The organism is Pseudomonadota bacterium (assembly GCA_027620075.1).
Classification (GTDB): domain Bacteria; phylum Pseudomonadota; class Alphaproteobacteria; order Rickettsiales; family UBA6187; genus 1-14-0-20-39-49.
Window position 1 is genome coordinate 276,145 of sequence record JAQCEY010000002.1, and the last position, 15,368, is coordinate 291,512.

Sequence of the window (15,368 nt, forward strand, 5' to 3'; positions counted from 1 at the left end):
TCTAACCGGATATTTTTTGTTCGTAGAATTCTTCTCCGATAACTATCTGTTCCCTATTGTTTTTTTCACGCCATTCGTTAGTATCACGCAGGGAATATATACAACCGCAATATTCCTGTTTGTAGAATTTCTCACGCTTTGCTATATCATACATTCTTTGGGAACCACCGTTTTTTCTCCAGTTATAATCCCAATACACAACATCTTCAAACAATGCGGCAGCCCTATGACCGCAATCATTTATCTGATCCATATTTTTCCAACGGGAAATGCCCAGTGAACTGGTAATAACCTTAAAGCCGTTTGCTTTTGCATATTCGGCAGTTTTTACAAAACGCATATCGAAGCACATAGTACACCGAACGCCCCTTTCAGGCTCATTTTCCATACCCTTAGCTTTACCGAACCAGTTTTGCACGTCATAATCGGCATCAACAAATGCAATACCGGTTTTTTCGGCAAATCTTATATTTTCCTCTTTACGTATTTCATATTCTTTTTTAGGGTGAATATTAGGGTTATAGAAAAAAATCGTAAGTTCAATGCCGTTTTCTACCATAAGCTCCATAAGCTCACCCGAACACGGGGCGCAGCAGCTATGTATCAAAACTTTTTTCTCACCAAGCGGCACATCAAGGTCAATTTGGGGTCTGATGTGAGATGGAATTTTCTTAGTATCGGGAACCGTATCTAACATATTATTATTTCTTCTTTTCTTTAGGTTTCATCTCTATATCAGAAAGTTTCTTTAAAATAAAGTCCGAAGTTGTATCCGAAAGCTTATAAACCCAGCCTTTTGCAGCATCATTTATCCTTTTAGCCTCACCTTCAGCGGTGTTTTTATATGCCCTTGCAGAAATTTTAGCCCACACACCCTCACCTGAGTTTTCCACAACGGTTAGAATAACATCAATACCGTCATAAGTCCTATAGCTAACCTCTTGAATGAAGTTCTCATTATAAATAACTGATGAATCAGGTCGAATGGCCGTCAAAGTAAGGCCTTCATCAAGAACTTCTCCCATCTTATTTAACTGATTTTTGCTTTCAGGCTCTTTGCCGGAAGGTCCGGTTATATCAAAATCAACAGTAGGCATCATTCTGGTTATTTCATATTCTTCACCATGCTGCGGAGTATAAGTTACTTTCATAACCCTCTCCTTAGCAATATCATATTCAGGTCTGTTAAGGAACGTATTGATACCGATATCATAGTCCAAATCCCCCTTAACTAGCCATACCTGATTTTCATCGGTTTTTCTTACATAAATAGCATTTTCATTATTAAGTTTACCGAACGCCCTTTGCTTCCCTCTTATAAAATCGGCATAAACAATATCTTCCGTTGCATCGGACATAACTACTCTTACCATATAGTCCTCTTTTATTTCTTCCAACACCCCTAAATCTTCGAAACGCTTAGGATTATCTGTTTTCTTTTCAACTACCTTAAGCTCTTGAACATTTACTATAAGTTTATTAATAATGGCTTCATCGACAACATAATCGTACATTTTCTCGATTACCCATTTTCCACCCCTTTTGCGAATAGTTATCCGGTTATCTTTATTATATATAACTATCGTGGCAACATCATCAGCCTTCCCCTGAAGCTCCTCAATAAAGAAAAGCCTTGGTTTTTCATACTCATCGACCGACTTATCGCTTACAATATAAAACATATAAGCCAACACCGTTAATGTAAGCGATGCTAATATTAATAATTTTTTATCATTCTTTTTCTTTACTGCTTTTTTTGCCATAACAAACTAATTGTTCTTTTTATATTTCTTTTTTGTAGATGAGCTTTTTATCATAAAAATAAACACCGCAAAACAAGTTATTAAAATCGGCATCAACCAGATATTTATAAACTTCAAAGTACCGCCTAAACTTTCGATATTCTTCCTAAGCTCGCCTTTCAACCGCCTTGTTTCTCTCTTTATCTTTTCCATTTCTTGGCTGAACTTGCTAATTTCCAGTTCCTGCTGTCTTTTATATTGATAGCTGTTTTGAATATTTTCACGTGCCATATTCTGCAAGTCTGAAAGTTTTTTCTCCGTGTCGGCTAATTTTCGGTTAAGCTCCTCCTGCTTTTCAACAAACTTATCCTCCGATTCTCTCCTTAGCTCCTCAACAACTGTAAAAGGTCTGCTAAGAGCCCTTCTCCCCCTAAGGCTCATAAGCTCCGTAGTGCCGCTTAGATGCTCAAGCGAATTAATGACGAATGAGGCATTATCGGCAATTATATTTACCACTTTTTGCCCGTCATAATTTCGCATCTGCGCCCAGTTCTCTTCCGTTAATATATCGGTATCCGCCACAACTATAATATGCACCTTATCCCTTGAAACCGATATATGCTCGGTACGCAAAGCCTTCTTAGGGAACGCTGTTTTTAAATTTCCCGATATCAAAGCCGCTATAGTATATTTATTTTCATCTGCAACAAAATTGCGTAATAACTCTTCAGGATCTTTTGAGGGTCTTATCCGGCTTACAGATATTTTCATAGACTCCTGATTTGATTCTAATAACGGCGTTATATCAACGTCTAAAAACCCCAAACTATCTATATAACCGACTGAATTTACATTGATAGATTTTAACAAGGCGGTTATCAATTCTTCCCTGTTTATGTTTTCCTCTCGCAAATTTAACCACGGAAGATAATTAACAATATTCCATGTTTCCTTAGGGTTATCGCCCTTATTGAATTTTCTGGCAGCTTTCCTGTCTGCTATCACGGTACTTTCACTTATTTTTATACCCCAAGAGGCAAATAATTGATTGGTATTACCTGAAAAGCTCCGGTCATCAGGATTACCCGTTCCCGCCCCCTCTTTATTCGGGTCTGCGAAGAGAAGAAGTTTTCCTCCTTTCATCAAATACTGATCAATAGCATATAGCGTATCTTCGCTGAAATCCTTAGGCTGAACAACCATCAACACATCAATATCATCAGGTATTACGGTGTTTTGGGCATCTATACTTTCAATGTCGAAAGTTTCCTTTATTTGCCTTATGATTAGCCAGTCACTTTCTCCGCCCAAAACTTTCAGACCGAGCATAGGTCCGCTACCGAGCTTAAAACTACTTAAAACACCTACTTTTTTTCTTTTCGGATTATTAAGATCATAAATTATTCTGGTTATCTCATACTCAAGGAACTTCTCTCTTTCCATACCGAACACCGGTATTACCTTAATATCATCAACCGAATTTGAAGCAACAAGCCCCAAATATGCCTTAGTCCCCAGATTATCAATCTCCAGTCCTTTTATACCGTATGAAATAGCCAGTTCCTCCTCTTCGGAAAAAGGCTTAGGGTCAATTATTTTAAACTTTATACGCCCGTTGGAGTATTTTGCGTAATCTTCTAAAAGCCCTCTTATCCTAGCGGCATATGACTTTAAAATAGGTATTCCGTTAGCTACCGAGTTTGAATAAAAAAACCTTAATGTTATAGGCTCCTCTATGTCATTTAAAATGTTTTTTGAACCTTTTGATATGGTAAACATACCGCCTTCGGTAAGGTCTATCTGATACTTATTCAAACTCAACGAGCTTATAACATTTAGAGCAAAAAATAATATCACCGACAACACAACATACGGTAAAGCCCTGTATTTATTTCTTTTTTTATTCATTGCCATATCTAAGCTACGCCCTTTTTGTATCAATAACTACGATATTTATATACAGCCAAAAAACTATAAACGATACGAAGTAAACTATATTTTTTAAACTCAGTGCACCTTTCAAAATATCATCAAAATTCTGTATAAAACTAAATGAACTGACGGTATCTATAACAAACTGCGGTAAATTTAATGCACTGAAGAAATCCAGCACTATCGGAAACCCACTCACCGTAAACAAAAAACAGACCGTTATACTAATTACGAACGACACGACCTGATTTTGTGTCATAGCAGAAATGCAGGAACCTACTGCTAAAAAAGCCCCTCCCATAATAAAGCTGCCTATATAACTGATAATAATGATACCGTTATCGGGATCGCCAAGATAATTAACGGTCAGCCACATAGGGAAGGTCATAAATAATGCTATTCCTGCAAATATCCACGCCGCTATGAATTTACCTATTACCGACTCAAAGGTAGATATCGGCAATGTAAGCAATATCTCAATCGTCCCCGACCTACGCTCTTCCGCCCACAACCTCATTGATATTGCAGGTATTAAAAACAGATATAGCCATGGATGCCAATTAAAAAAACCTAACAGATTCGCCTGCTCGGCATCATAAAAACCACCCAGATAAAACGTGAACATACCCGACAGCATCAAGAATACTACTATAAAAACATAAGCTACGGGTGTTTCAAAATACCCCTTTAATTCTTTACATGATACGGCGATAATGTTTCGCATAATTTTCCCTGCTACTTCTCCACACTTGATTTAGTAAAGTTCCTGAAGGAATCGTTCAGATTTCCGGGCATTTCATAGATAGTTTCAACCGGAGCCTCGGTTTTTCTCATAACGGAAGCCACGCTTGAAAGAATTTCCTTGCCTTTTTTGGGATACGCAATAACGGAGTTCTTGTTTTCAACATTAACCCTGTCAACATCTTTAATTTGCAATATATCATTTAGTATGCTGTCGGCAGGTGCTTTATATAACCTGACATAAACCGCATTATTAGCAGGATCTTTTTCCGTTAGTTCTTTCGGCTTACCGCTTGCCACTATCTCACCCTCTGAAATAATGATAGCGTTTGTACATACGGCATCTACCTCTTCTAATATGTGGGTTGATATAACAATGGCTTTTTCTTTAGCCATCTGTAGTATCAATTGCCTTACATCATATTTCTGGTTGGGGTCAAGACCGTCTGTCGGCTCATCTAATATAAGAACCTTCGGATCGTGCAAAATAGCCTGAGCCAACGCCACCCTTCTTTTATATCCCTTTGACAGTGTTTCGATTGTTTTATAAAAAACATCACTTATGCCAAGCTTATCGACAACGAAATCCATACGCTCCTTTCGTTGATAATCACTCAATCCCCTTATTTTTGATATAAAATGCAGGAAGCTTGCGGGAGTCATATCGCCATAAATAGGCCCTCCTTCAGGTAGATACCCTATCTGCCTTTTAGCCTCTAGCGGATTTTCCAAAACATCGACACCGCCAACCTTCACATTGCCGGAAGTAGGATCAAGGTATCCTGTTATCATTCTCATAGTAGTGGTTTTTCCGGCTCCGTTAGGCCCTAAGAATCCCAACACCTGCCCCTTTTCAACTGAAAATGAAACACCTTTTACAGCTTGAAAACCTGCAAAATCCTTATGAAGATTTTTTACTGATACCAAAGATGACATTGATGTTTTCCTCTTAAAAACAATGATTCATTAATAACAAATAAAATTAATGTTTTCCAGATAAAAAGATATTAAAAATAGAATAACAAGGCATATATAAACACTATTGATTAACAGGCTAACATAGCAACTCTATTTAATCGACATAGTACCTTCAACTTCAAGACCGTATCCGTCCAGACCTATTATCGAATGTCGGGAATTAGTAATAAGCTTCATTTTTTTGACACCCAGATCAAGTAATATTTGCGCACCGATGCCATAATCTCGCAAGACCTGATTATCTTTCTTTTTATCGCCTATCCTATTCTCTACGATTTGCGATACCATAGTTTTATTTGGCTCTCTTAACAGAACCAGAACCCCACAACCTTCATTTGCTATGATTTTCATAGCTTTTTGCAGCTCACCGCTTTTGTCGTCAAACGTATCACCCAATACATCGGACAAAACATTCATGGCATGCATACGCACGGGAACACTCTTCTCTTTACCGATGTCACCTTTTACAAGAACGATATGCTCCGCATATTCAACCGTATTTACATAGACATACATATCAAACTCACCGCCATACTTGCTGGTAAATTTTGTTTTTTGTTTACAACTGACAAGCTTATCATTACGCCTGCGATATTTTATAAGATCGGCTATTGTTGCAACTTTAAGATTATGTTCTTTAGCAAACTCCATCAAATCCGGTAGCCTTGCCATAGTGCCGTCATCGTTCATTATCTCGCATATAACTCCGGCAGGCTTTAAACCGGCAAGTACGGCAATATCAATCGCCGCCTCGGTATGCCCTGCACGGACTAGAACACCGCCTTCCCTAGCCTCTAGCGGAAAAACATGCCCCGGAGTAACTATATCTTCCTTCGTTTTTTCCTCATCTATGGCAACAGCAATCGTACAAGCCCTGTCTGCGGCGGAAATACCCGTAGTCACACCTTCCCTTGCCTCTATAGAAACCGTAAATGCCGTTTGATGGCGACAGCTATTATGCCTTGCCATAGGAGGCAGCCCTAAAGTTTCTATCCTGTTTTTTGTCAGCGTTAAGCAAATTAACCCACGCCCGTACTTTGCCATGAAGTTAATAGCTTCCTTGTTAGCCATTTGTGCGGGAATTACAAGGTCGCCCTCATTTTCCCTGTCTTCATCATCAACAAGGATAAACATCTTGCCTTGTTTGGCATCTTCAATAATATCCTCAATAGGGGACAGAAATTTTTTAGGCATATCTATATATTCTTTTGTTCATTTAACCTTGCTACATAGCGGGCTAAAGTATCTATTTCAAGATTAATCTTTTGCCCTGCTTTAAAGCTATTAAAATTTGTAAACTCCCACGTATGCGGAATTATATTAATATAAAATTTATTATCATCAACCTTATTAACGGTTAAAGATACCCCGTTGAGCGTCACAGAACCTTTTGAAGCTATAAAATATTTTAACTCCCGTGGTGCTTTTAGCACTATTTCATGCGAATCATTAACCTTTTTTATACTTATTATTTCAGCCAATCCGTCAACATGCCCCGATACTATATGACCGCCAAGCTCATCACCTACTTTTAAAGCTCTTTCAAGATTTACTTTATCGCCCTCTTTCCAATCGGCAATATCGGTACAGGACACGGTCTCATCAGATATTTCCACACAATAAGTATCGTTTTTTTTAGATATTACGGTAAGGCATACGCCGTTATGTGCAATAGACGCACCGATATCTATAGAATCAATATTATATGAAGTTTTAATACGGGCAAGTAGTTCACCTTTTTTATCAAGTGAAACTATACTACCTATATCTGTTATTATTCCGGTAAACATTATTTTTCCGACTAGTTTGTAAATTGTCGGAAATAATATACAACTAATCCCAATCGTATGCAAACATCATCTGACAACCTTTTGCATCTTTAAATGCTGCATTGGCACTTTGATAAACCGAAGCTGTACCGGTTCCCGTATAACAAGGGGTTTTAGTGTCATAATTAGATCCGTCCCAACTTGCACCTGCCGATACAAACCCGAAATCAGGCAAGCCGTCATCCATTTTTTCATCTATGCCTTTTGCCTCAATTGGTGTAATAGCTCCCGCCCTGTATCTGTTATCCGAATGTATAGAAAAAATCCCTACGTGATTATTAAAGTCAGCCGTCACCGTATCATCATCGGAAGCACTGCAACATCTGACATATAATAAAACCTCATCTACAGAGGTACTGGGAACATTACCGGCAACAGCGGCAGTAGCTTCAACAAAACCGGTTCCCCAAACTCCGTTTAAATTCACGCTTAAAGTTATCATATCCGCAAGTGCAAGCTGCTTTACCGCCTGAAAAGGCTCATCACTTGTTGTTAAGCCCGTACCGTCCAAGAAATCCGTATCTATCACCCCGTCATTATCACCGTTGGCAGATTCTACCGCCCCCCAATAATCTTCAGCATCGGAAATATCTCCCGGCAAACCGTCATATCTTAGTTCAAACTGCTTTATAGCCGCTTTATACTCATTAACATTTACTATCAAAGCTTTCAGTTCCGATGACTCGATTAAGTGCTTTCCTGCCAAGGTTCCGGCTACCAGCAAAGATATTATAACCAGAACTATTGAAAGCTCAACTAACGTAAAACCTTTTGAATATCTTCGCATAATTATCCCCCCGATATTGTAACCGCCAAATACTATTATAGTATATATAACTTATAAAGTGAAATTTCATAGAACAATCTCAAAAAAAATCTTTACATATGCTTATTATTTTTTTATTTATCTACAAATCTAGTTAATTAAAATAAAGGACATGTGGAATGGCAGTTGATATGATAGATTTTTTTAATAACTCTTATAAGAATATTACAAAACATCACACTCAAATGGTTGAGGACGATAGAAAAAGCAGGTTATTACAAGGAATGCAGCTTACCGCCCGGACTTATTATTCCAATACCGCAGCAGAATTAAGCAGTAAAAATTTTAAGAATTTAAGCGAACAATTAGATACGGCTCACGAATTAAATATTGATTCCGGCAAAGTTTATGAAGCTTTATTCTCTAATTCATTTCCAAGTGAACTCCCGTCATCTTCATCAGGGCAAAATTCCGAGATAACTCGTATGCGTGAGGATCTTGATAAAAGCCGTCTTAAAAAAGCCGACAGCATTAAAGATGAAGCGAAAGAGTTATTAGATAATTTTTTAAATTCGAAAGAAGACACTAAGGAATATGATAATTCTAAAAGGGATTTACTCAGGGGAGTTAAACAACTAAGACAAAATTATCCTATCGGTCTTCGAATATCAAATTCGGGTATCTCATTAGAACAAGGCTCACCTGTAAGTAATGAAAAAAAGTTTGCAGACATGTTTGAAAGCAAGAAAACTTCAACACATGCCAAAAAAGTAACTTTTGCGGAAGAGCCTACAACAGTTTACAATATAGGGTTCGCCCGTTGATTTTAATATTTAAGGTTTCCGTGTAAAAACCGGTTCGGCATCTTTTGACAATGATTTATTGTAAGCATAACCTTCATAGTTAAATTTTATAAGGTCATCGGCGTTTGTTATTTGGTTCTCGATTATGTAACGTGCCATAAGCCCCCTCGCCTTTTTGGCGTAGACCATAATCATTTTATACTGACCGTTTTTATAGTCCTTAAATGCAGGGCTTATAATTTTAGCTTTTAGAAGTTTAGGCTTTACCGACTTGAAATATTCGTTAGATGCAAGGTTAACTATAAGCTCATTTTCACATTCATTAATTTTTTCAGTGATTTTATTACCCCAAAATTCGTATAGGTTCTTACCCTTGTTATTCCGTAACTTCGTCCCCATTTCCAGACGATATGGCTGCATCAGGTCAAGCGGTCTTAAAAAGCCGTATAATCCCGATAATATCCGCAAGTGCTTTTGGGCGAATTTTACATTTTGGTTATCTAATTTTTCAAATTCCAACCCGTCATATACATCGCCTTTAAAAGCATATGCCGCCTGTTTTGCGTTATCTTTTGTAAAAGGAGTAGTAAATTCTTTGTACCGTAGGTGGTTGAGTTCGGTTAATTTGTGACTCAGGCTCATTAAAGAGCTTATTTCTTCTTTTGATAATCCTCGTAATGTCTTTATAAGCTCACAGGAATTTTCTATAAAATCCGGAGTTGTATATTCACCTTTTACAGCCGTTGCAAAATCCATTGATTTGGAGGGTGATAATAAAACGAGCATTATTTTTTCCGCTTTTTCGTATGTTCGATAATTTCGTAATCAACATCAATAAAGTCGTCAATGTCACGGGATTTATCGCTATTATTTCGGGCTTTATTCATTTTGTACGTATTCCAAACACGCAAGATGGGTATTGCTATTATGAGTAGCGTTATTACCCCTATAGCCACTATAAACCCAAAGGTCAAAAAAGCCAGAACAGCCACGCCTACCAATACAAATTTTAAATTGGATTTAATTTGTTCGATTATAATTGCTTTTTTCTGACTAAAAGCCATATATTTCCTTTGCGTTGCCGTATAAAACCTTCTGTTTTTCCGAATCATTAGTGCAAGCATATTCGGATATTTCTTTTATAAAAGATAATACGTTATTATAATTCATAAACTCGCAATATTTTTTCCCTGCATATTCAGGCGTTGATTCGAGTACCGGACCTGCAAACGGAGCATCGCTCGCACCTAGTATTAACTTATCATGCCCGACCGATTCTACGATTTGCCTTATAATCGGCTTTACCTTATCTGCGTCAATACTGGTTCTGTAACCCGGACCTTTGAAGTATATATTGTTACGTAACTTTGATATTTCAAGTAGCCGCCTGAAATTGATATCGTCCTCGCCAAGCTTAGGCAAGCCCAGATGGTCGATAAGTATAGTGATTCCCTTGGGGATTTGTTTAATAAGTTCAACTATATATCCGCATGTTCCGAATATCAGGACATGCTTTCCCTCTGCTTCGATTATTTTTAAAAAACTTTGCCATTGTTCGCTCGAAATATCAGGCGTGGAATCTTTTGCGTAAAGCCTTATTCCCTTTACATCATCTCTTTTTATCCATTTTAATGTATTTTCATTATTCAAATCACCCTTTATTACACCTGCGGCTTTTTTGCCGTTCTTTTTCAGTTCGTCCAATGCACTGATTACATGTTGCGAGTTTTTTGACATACTAAAATCTACAACAACAACAGATTCGGGGGAATTGCCTTTTAACTCATTGAAATAAATCTCCGGAGTGTTCAATGAATTTTGCGGCTGTAATGTAGGTATTCCGTCATTGTTATCATTTTGTGCAAATAGATGAACATGTGTATCTATCCAGTTCATGAAAAATCCTCCGTTTATTAAAAAATTAGTTATATTTTTTTATCATATTAAAAATATTTTATACATGTTTTTTCCATGAAAAGCATCATTTTACAACCTAAACTAGATTGAAAATGGCAAAAAAACCTACAAAAAGCTGTTGCGTTGCACAACAACATGTTCTTGCCTAGTGTTTATATACAAAGTATATACTGCCATTGATAGTAAACTAAAGATATTTTTGCAACTTATTACAGGAAATAAAAAGTTATGGTATCTGAAAAAAAGAAACGTGTAGCAGGAACTCGCCCGAAGAAGAAGAGAGAGATAAGGGCAGGTCTATCGAATGTTATAGGTTCTATTAAAGAAAGCCGTTTTAACAGGTATATTTCGCACGGAATGTATCAGAACCAGAAAAATAAATTTTATTCCGCCGATGAGATAACAGAATTAAAAAATGCAGGCGTAGAAGACAGATTACCTCCACGTGCTACGGCATGGTATATGGATTTAGCGTCCAGAAGCCCGTCTATACGTAATTTAATAAAGGCACGCCCTGAAGAAACTAAAGATCTTTCAGGTGAAAGCGATCCTTCAAATCAGTTAAAATACAGCCCTGTACCCGGACTTCTTCACAAATATGAATTAGTGCTTTTGTATGTTGTCAGGGCATGTAGTTCATGGTGTAGATATTGCTACCGTTCTGACTTTTTAGTCGGTAGGACTGAAAAAGATATCGGCTCAATTCAAGAAATTACCGATTACATTAAGGGGCATAACGCAAAAGCAAAAGAACATAACAAGCCTGATGTTCCTTTGAAGGACAGGATTATACCTATCAGGGAAGCTTTATTATCGGGTGGTGACCCTATGGTGCTGTCTAACAAGAATCTTTTTGACTATATGCATGGTCTTGCTAATGCCGGTGTGCGTATGATTCGTATCGGTACTAAAGAGCTGGCGTTTTTCCCTCAGCGTTTTGACGAGAACTTCTTTGACATGATTGATTTGTTCCATGAGTTACACCCGCGTGTCGGGCTTGCCTTCATGGTACATTTTACACACCCTGACGAGTTATTGGAACTAGATGAGAACGGAAACCATATTGAAGATGACGAGGGTAATTTTAAGCGTATTGAGGTAACTGAAAAAGCGATTAAGAACTTACGCAGCCGTTATTTCATTACACTTGAGAACCAGACTCCTATTATCGATAGCGTCAATGATGATGCCGAAACTTTAAATCTCCTTCAAAAGCAGTTGAAACGTATCGGTATTAATAACCACTATTACTTCCAATGCCGTGAGATTGAAGGGCATAAGGCTTTTGCCGTTCCGGTTGAAAAGTCGTGGAAAATACACAGCATGTCACAAATGGGATTGTCAGGGATTGAGAAATCACGCTTTGCGATGTCCACCGAAACCGGCAAGATGGAGGTTGTGTCAGTTATTGATAAGCCTGATTTTAAAGCGTTAGGAATAGAGCTTCCTGAAGTTGTGAAGGCTTTTGTTGATGAGTTGATAGGCGATGGTCTTGTTGTATTTAAAATGCACCGTACTCCGTATTTTGATATGCAGGGTGACTTGGTAATAGCAAAAAGAAATCCTAATGCATTATGGATTTCCGGCTATGAGGACAGAATTATCTATGACGGGCGCAAAAAAGGCGATGAAAAATATTCTCCACTTGCGAAGATATTAAAGCCGTTTATTGAAGCTAATGAAGAAAAATTACCTGAAATTTTAGAGAAAGTCGCCGCTGCTGCTTTTTAATTAATCTTCTTGCAAATATAATTTTGATGCCCATATATAAATAAGGCAATACTTGCTACCCTCTCCCCTTGGGAGAGGGTAGCAAGTATGGCGACTAAATTATTTTCTAGTGAAAAGAAAACGATGAAACTTTTGTTATGTTATTTGTCACCCAGTCGTATGACGGGGTCTGGAAATGCTTGCAAAACCGCACCGGACCCCGTTATAAAAACGGGGTGACAAATCATAGTTATATTATAACTTTAAAAAGACCCTGAAATAAATTCAGGGTGACAATATAATGGGGTACAAAAATGGACTTTAATAAATTCACCGAGCGTTCCAAAGCAGTTGTTCAGGCGGCACAAAGCTCCGCACTTGCAGCAAATCATCAAAAATTTACTCCCGAACATCTTTTAAAGGCACTTATTGAAGATGAAAGCGGTCTTGCAGGTCAGTTAATAGTTTCTTGTGATTCTGACCCCCGTGATATTGAGGCACAGATAGAAACCTCTATTGAAAAAATGCCAAAAATATCGGGAAGCGGTTCGGGACAGCTTTTTATGGCTCCCGAGCTGGCTCGTATTTTTGAAGAAGCTCAAAAGCTTGCTAAAAAATCAGGAGATCAGTTCGTTACGCTTGAAAGATTGCTACAGGCTGCCGCAACGGTAAAAGGCTCAGACGTTTACGAAATACTAAATTCTAACGGCGTAACTGCACAAAAACTTCAAGCTGCCATTGATATAATAAGAAAAGGTCGTACCGCCGATTCACAGACCGCCGAGGATAGCTTTGACGCTTTAAAGAAATACGCTACCGATATGACCGAGCTTGCGGAAAAAGGCAAGCTTGACCCCGTTATAGGGCGTGATGAGGAAATACGCCGTACCATTCAGGTTATATCCAGACGTACCAAGAACAACCCCGTCCTGATAGGTGAGCCGGGTGTTGGCAAAACCGCTATATTAGAAGTACTGGCACAGCGTATGGTTGCAGGTGATGTGCCTGAAAATATGAAGAACTCAAGATTAATGGCTTTAGATTTAGGTGCATTGATTGCAGGTGCAAAATTCCGTGGAGAATTTGAGGAGCGTTTAAAATCTGTTTTGAACGAAATAAAATCGCATGCGGGTAATATAATATTATTTATTGACGAACTGCATACCCTTGTTGGAGCGGGAGCCTCTGAAGGCTCTATGGACGCTTCTAACTTGCTAAAACCCGCCCTTGCCAGAGGTGAATTGCATTGCGTAGGAGCAACTACGCTTGCCGAATATAGAAAATACATTGAAAAGGACGCTGCCCTTGCAAGGCGTTTTCAGTCTGTATTTGTGTCCGAGCCGACAGAACAGGATACAATTTCTATATTACGTGGAATTAAGGAAAAATATGAACTGCATCACGGTATCAGGATTTCTGACGGGGCATTAGTGGCTGCCGCTACTTTATCAAGCCGCTACATAACAGACAGGTTTTTACCCGATAAAGCCATTGACCTTATTGATGAGGCTGCAAGCCGCCTGCGTATGGAGGTAGATAGCAAGCCTGAAGAAATAGATGAATTAGACAGAAAGATAATCCAATTAAAGATTGAACAGTCAGCCTTAAAGAAAGAAAAGGATAAAGCTTCAAAAGACAGGCTTGAAAAGCTTGAGTCCGAACTATCAGAATTAGAGGAAAAAGCCTCCGACCTTAACAGTAAGTGGCAGGCTGAAAAAATGAAGGTACAAAGTATCCATAAAATTAAAGAGGAGTTGGACGCTGCCCGTTCCGAACTTGAAATAGCACAACGAGGTTCAGATTTACAGCGTGCCGGAGAGCTTACTTACGGTATTATTCCCGATTTAGAGAAAAAGCTTGTCGTAGCCGAACAAAATAATAGTAAAAGCACTGTAAAAGAGGCTGTTACCGAAGAGGATATTGCCGCTATAGTATCACGCTGGACAGGTATTCCGGTTGATAAGATGCTAGAGGGTGAGAGAGATAAGCTGCTTAAAATGGAAGAAAGGCTCGGTGAGCATGTTATAGGACAGGCTGATGCGGTAAAAGCCGTTAGTGAGTCGGTACGCCGCTCTCGTGCAGGTTTACAAGATAGGAACAGGCCGCTTGGTTCTTTCTTGTTCTTAGGGCCTACAGGAGTCGGCAAGACAGAACTTACAAAAACACTGGCACAATTTCTTTTTGACGACAAAAACGCCCTACTCCGTGTCGATATGTCCGAATATATGGAAAAACACTCCGTAGCACGCCTTATCGGTGCGCCTCCGGGATATGTAGGCTATGAAGAAGGCGGTAAATTAACCGAATCCGTGCGTCGCAGACCATATCAGGTGATTTTGTTTGATGAGGTGGAAAAAGCACACCCAGATGTATTTAATATATTGCTGCAAGTGCTTGATGACGGGCGTTTAACGGACGGTCAGGGGCGTGTTGTGGACTTTAAAAACACCATTATTATACTTACATCAAACTTAGGCTCGCATATTCTGGCTGAACAAAAAGACGTGGAAGATACGTCTAAAGTTCGTAATGAAGTAATGGAAGTCGTAAGAAGTGCTTTCAGACCTGAATTTTTGAATCGTTTGGACGAAATAATATTATTCCACCGCTTGTCAAGAAAACATATGGATTCTATTGTAGAAGTTCAAATGCGAATTTTATCAGGCTTGCTAGAACAAAGGAATATCAATATAGAGCTTGATAACAACGCTAAAAAACGGCTGGCTGACAAAGGATATGACCCTATGTATGGTGCAAGACCTTTAAAACGTGTTATTCAGCAGGAAATTCAGAATAAACTTGCTAATATGATTTTAGACGGTTCGGTAAAAAACGGAGATTTGATTAAAGTTACGGTAAAAAATAATGAGCTTTATTTTATTTGTCCCGATAAAAACGGTGCAAAAGCCGCTTAATTAAAAAAATATACATTTTTTGTCATTTGTTTACG

General features: G+C 38.4%; 14 protein-coding genes. 3 read left to right on the forward strand and 11 right to left on the reverse strand.

Going from position 1 to position 15,368, the window contains the following annotated elements; all coding sequences use genetic code 11:
* Nucleotide 1 precedes the first annotated feature (1 nt).
* From O2942_04385 to O2942_04420, 8 genes are all read right to left on the reverse strand, one after another.
* Entirely contained in the window at nt 2-697 is a 696-nt protein-coding gene (locus tag O2942_04385; protein MDA0781487.1) for an epoxyqueuosine reductase QueH, read from the reverse strand.
* A gap of 4 nt (nt 698-701) precedes the next feature.
* Nucleotides 702-1,763: a DUF4340 domain-containing protein gene (locus O2942_04390; protein ID MDA0781488.1), complete on the reverse strand. Its 1,062-nt coding sequence runs from the start codon at nt 1,761-1,763 to the stop codon at nt 702-704.
* Nucleotides 1,764-1,769: 6 nt separating this feature from the next.
* Nucleotides 1,770-3,656: a Gldg family protein gene (locus O2942_04395; protein ID MDA0781489.1), complete on the reverse strand. Its 1,887-nt coding sequence runs from the start codon at nt 3,654-3,656 to the stop codon at nt 1,770-1,772.
* Between the two features lie 7 nt (nt 3,657-3,663).
* A complete protein-coding gene (locus O2942_04400; protein ID MDA0781490.1) occupies nt 3,664-4,398 on the reverse strand; it encodes an ABC transporter permease subunit in 735 nt (244 codons plus the stop codon).
* A gap of 11 nt (nt 4,399-4,409) precedes the next feature.
* Nucleotides 4,410-5,351 carry an ABC transporter ATP-binding protein gene (locus tag O2942_04405; GenBank protein MDA0781491.1) on the reverse strand — a complete coding sequence of 314 codons (942 nt, stop codon included), beginning with the start codon at nt 5,349-5,351 and terminating at the stop codon, nt 4,410-4,412.
* Nucleotides 5,352-5,483: 132 nt separating this feature from the next.
* Complete coding sequence (gene ribB / locus O2942_04410; GenBank protein ID MDA0781492.1) at nt 5,484-6,587, reverse strand: 3,4-dihydroxy-2-butanone-4-phosphate synthase; 1,104 nt, start codon at nt 6,585-6,587, stop codon at nt 5,484-5,486.
* 2 nt (nt 6,588-6,589) lie between these two features.
* Nucleotides 6,590-7,183 carry a riboflavin synthase gene (locus O2942_04415; GenBank protein ID MDA0781493.1) on the reverse strand — a complete coding sequence of 198 codons (594 nt, stop codon included), beginning with the start codon at nt 7,181-7,183 and terminating at the stop codon, nt 6,590-6,592.
* Between the two features lie 43 nt (nt 7,184-7,226).
* Nucleotides 7,227-8,009 carry a prepilin-type N-terminal cleavage/methylation domain-containing protein gene (locus O2942_04420; protein MDA0781494.1) on the reverse strand — a complete coding sequence of 261 codons (783 nt, stop codon included), beginning with the start codon at nt 8,007-8,009 and terminating at the stop codon, nt 7,227-7,229.
* A 158-nt stretch (nt 8,010-8,167) separates the two neighbouring features.
* Between O2942_04420 and O2942_04425 the strand changes: the two genes are divergently transcribed.
* Entirely contained in the window at nt 8,168-8,812 is a 645-nt protein-coding gene (locus O2942_04425; protein MDA0781495.1) for a hypothetical protein, read from the forward strand.
* A gap of 9 nt (nt 8,813-8,821) precedes the next feature.
* Here O2942_04425 and yaaA read toward each other — a convergent pair whose 3' ends face one another.
* The 3 genes from yaaA to O2942_04440 are packed head-to-tail and all read right to left on the reverse strand — an operon-like array spanning nt 8,822 to nt 10,687.
* Nucleotides 8,822-9,577 (reverse strand): peroxide stress protein YaaA, encoded by a 756-nt coding sequence (gene yaaA, locus O2942_04430; protein ID MDA0781496.1) that lies wholly within the window; start codon nt 9,575-9,577, stop codon nt 8,822-8,824.
* Nucleotides 9,577-9,855 carry a hypothetical protein gene (locus O2942_04435; protein MDA0781497.1) on the reverse strand — a complete coding sequence of 93 codons (279 nt, stop codon included), beginning with the start codon at nt 9,853-9,855 and terminating at the stop codon, nt 9,577-9,579. Before O2942_04435 ends, yaaA begins: the two co-directional genes overlap by 1 nt.
* Complete coding sequence (locus tag O2942_04440) at nt 9,845-10,687, reverse strand: amidohydrolase family protein (protein MDA0781498.1); 843 nt, start codon at nt 10,685-10,687, stop codon at nt 9,845-9,847. Before O2942_04440 ends, O2942_04435 begins: the two co-directional genes overlap by 11 nt.
* Nucleotides 10,688-10,936: 249 nt before the next feature.
* On the opposite strand from O2942_04440, the gene O2942_04445 reads away from it, so the two are divergent.
* Both O2942_04445 and clpB read left to right on the forward strand, forming a co-directional pair.
* A complete protein-coding gene (locus O2942_04445; protein ID MDA0781499.1) occupies nt 10,937-12,439 on the forward strand; it encodes a hypothetical protein in 1,503 nt (500 codons plus the stop codon).
* A gap of 293 nt (nt 12,440-12,732) precedes the next feature.
* Nucleotides 12,733-15,333 carry an ATP-dependent chaperone ClpB gene (gene clpB, locus O2942_04450; GenBank protein MDA0781500.1) on the forward strand — a complete coding sequence of 867 codons (2,601 nt, stop codon included), beginning with the start codon at nt 12,733-12,735 and terminating at the stop codon, nt 15,331-15,333.
* The last annotated feature ends 35 nt before the right edge of the window (nt 15,334-15,368 follow it).

Coding starts and splice junctions, on each gene's coding strand:
- clpB (MDA0781500.1), top strand. CDS start 12,733: ATGGACTTTAATAAATTCACCGAGCGTTCCAAAGCAGTTGTTCAGGCG.
- O2942_04405 (MDA0781491.1), bottom strand. CDS start 5,351: ATGTCATCTTTGGTATCAGTAAAAAATCTTCATAAGGATTTTGCAGGT.
- O2942_04390 (MDA0781488.1), bottom strand. CDS start 1,763: ATGGCAAAAAAAGCAGTAAAGAAAAAGAATGATAAAAAATTATTAATA.
- O2942_04395 (MDA0781489.1), bottom strand. CDS start 3,656: ATGGCAATGAATAAAAAAAGAAATAAATACAGGGCTTTACCGTATGTT.
- O2942_04435 (MDA0781497.1), bottom strand. CDS start 9,855: ATGGCTTTTAGTCAGAAAAAAGCAATTATAATCGAACAAATTAAATCC.
- O2942_04440 (MDA0781498.1), bottom strand. CDS start 10,687: ATGAACTGGATAGATACACATGTTCATCTATTTGCACAAAATGATAAC.
- yaaA (MDA0781496.1), bottom strand. CDS start 9,577: ATGCTCGTTTTATTATCACCCTCCAAATCAATGGATTTTGCAACGGCT.
- O2942_04415 (MDA0781493.1), bottom strand. CDS start 7,183: ATGTTTACCGGAATAATAACAGATATAGGTAGTATAGTTTCACTTGAT.
- O2942_04425 (MDA0781495.1), top strand. CDS start 8,168: ATGGCAGTTGATATGATAGATTTTTTTAATAACTCTTATAAGAATATT.
- O2942_04385 (MDA0781487.1), bottom strand. CDS start 697: ATGTTAGATACGGTTCCCGATACTAAGAAAATTCCATCTCACATCAGA.
- O2942_04445 (MDA0781499.1), top strand. CDS start 10,937: ATGGTATCTGAAAAAAAGAAACGTGTAGCAGGAACTCGCCCGAAGAAG.
- O2942_04400 (MDA0781490.1), bottom strand. CDS start 4,398: ATGCGAAACATTATCGCCGTATCATGTAAAGAATTAAAGGGGTATTTT.
- ribB (MDA0781492.1), bottom strand. CDS start 6,587: ATGCCTAAAAAATTTCTGTCCCCTATTGAGGATATTATTGAAGATGCC.
- O2942_04420 (MDA0781494.1), bottom strand. CDS start 8,009: ATGCGAAGATATTCAAAAGGTTTTACGTTAGTTGAGCTTTCAATAGTT.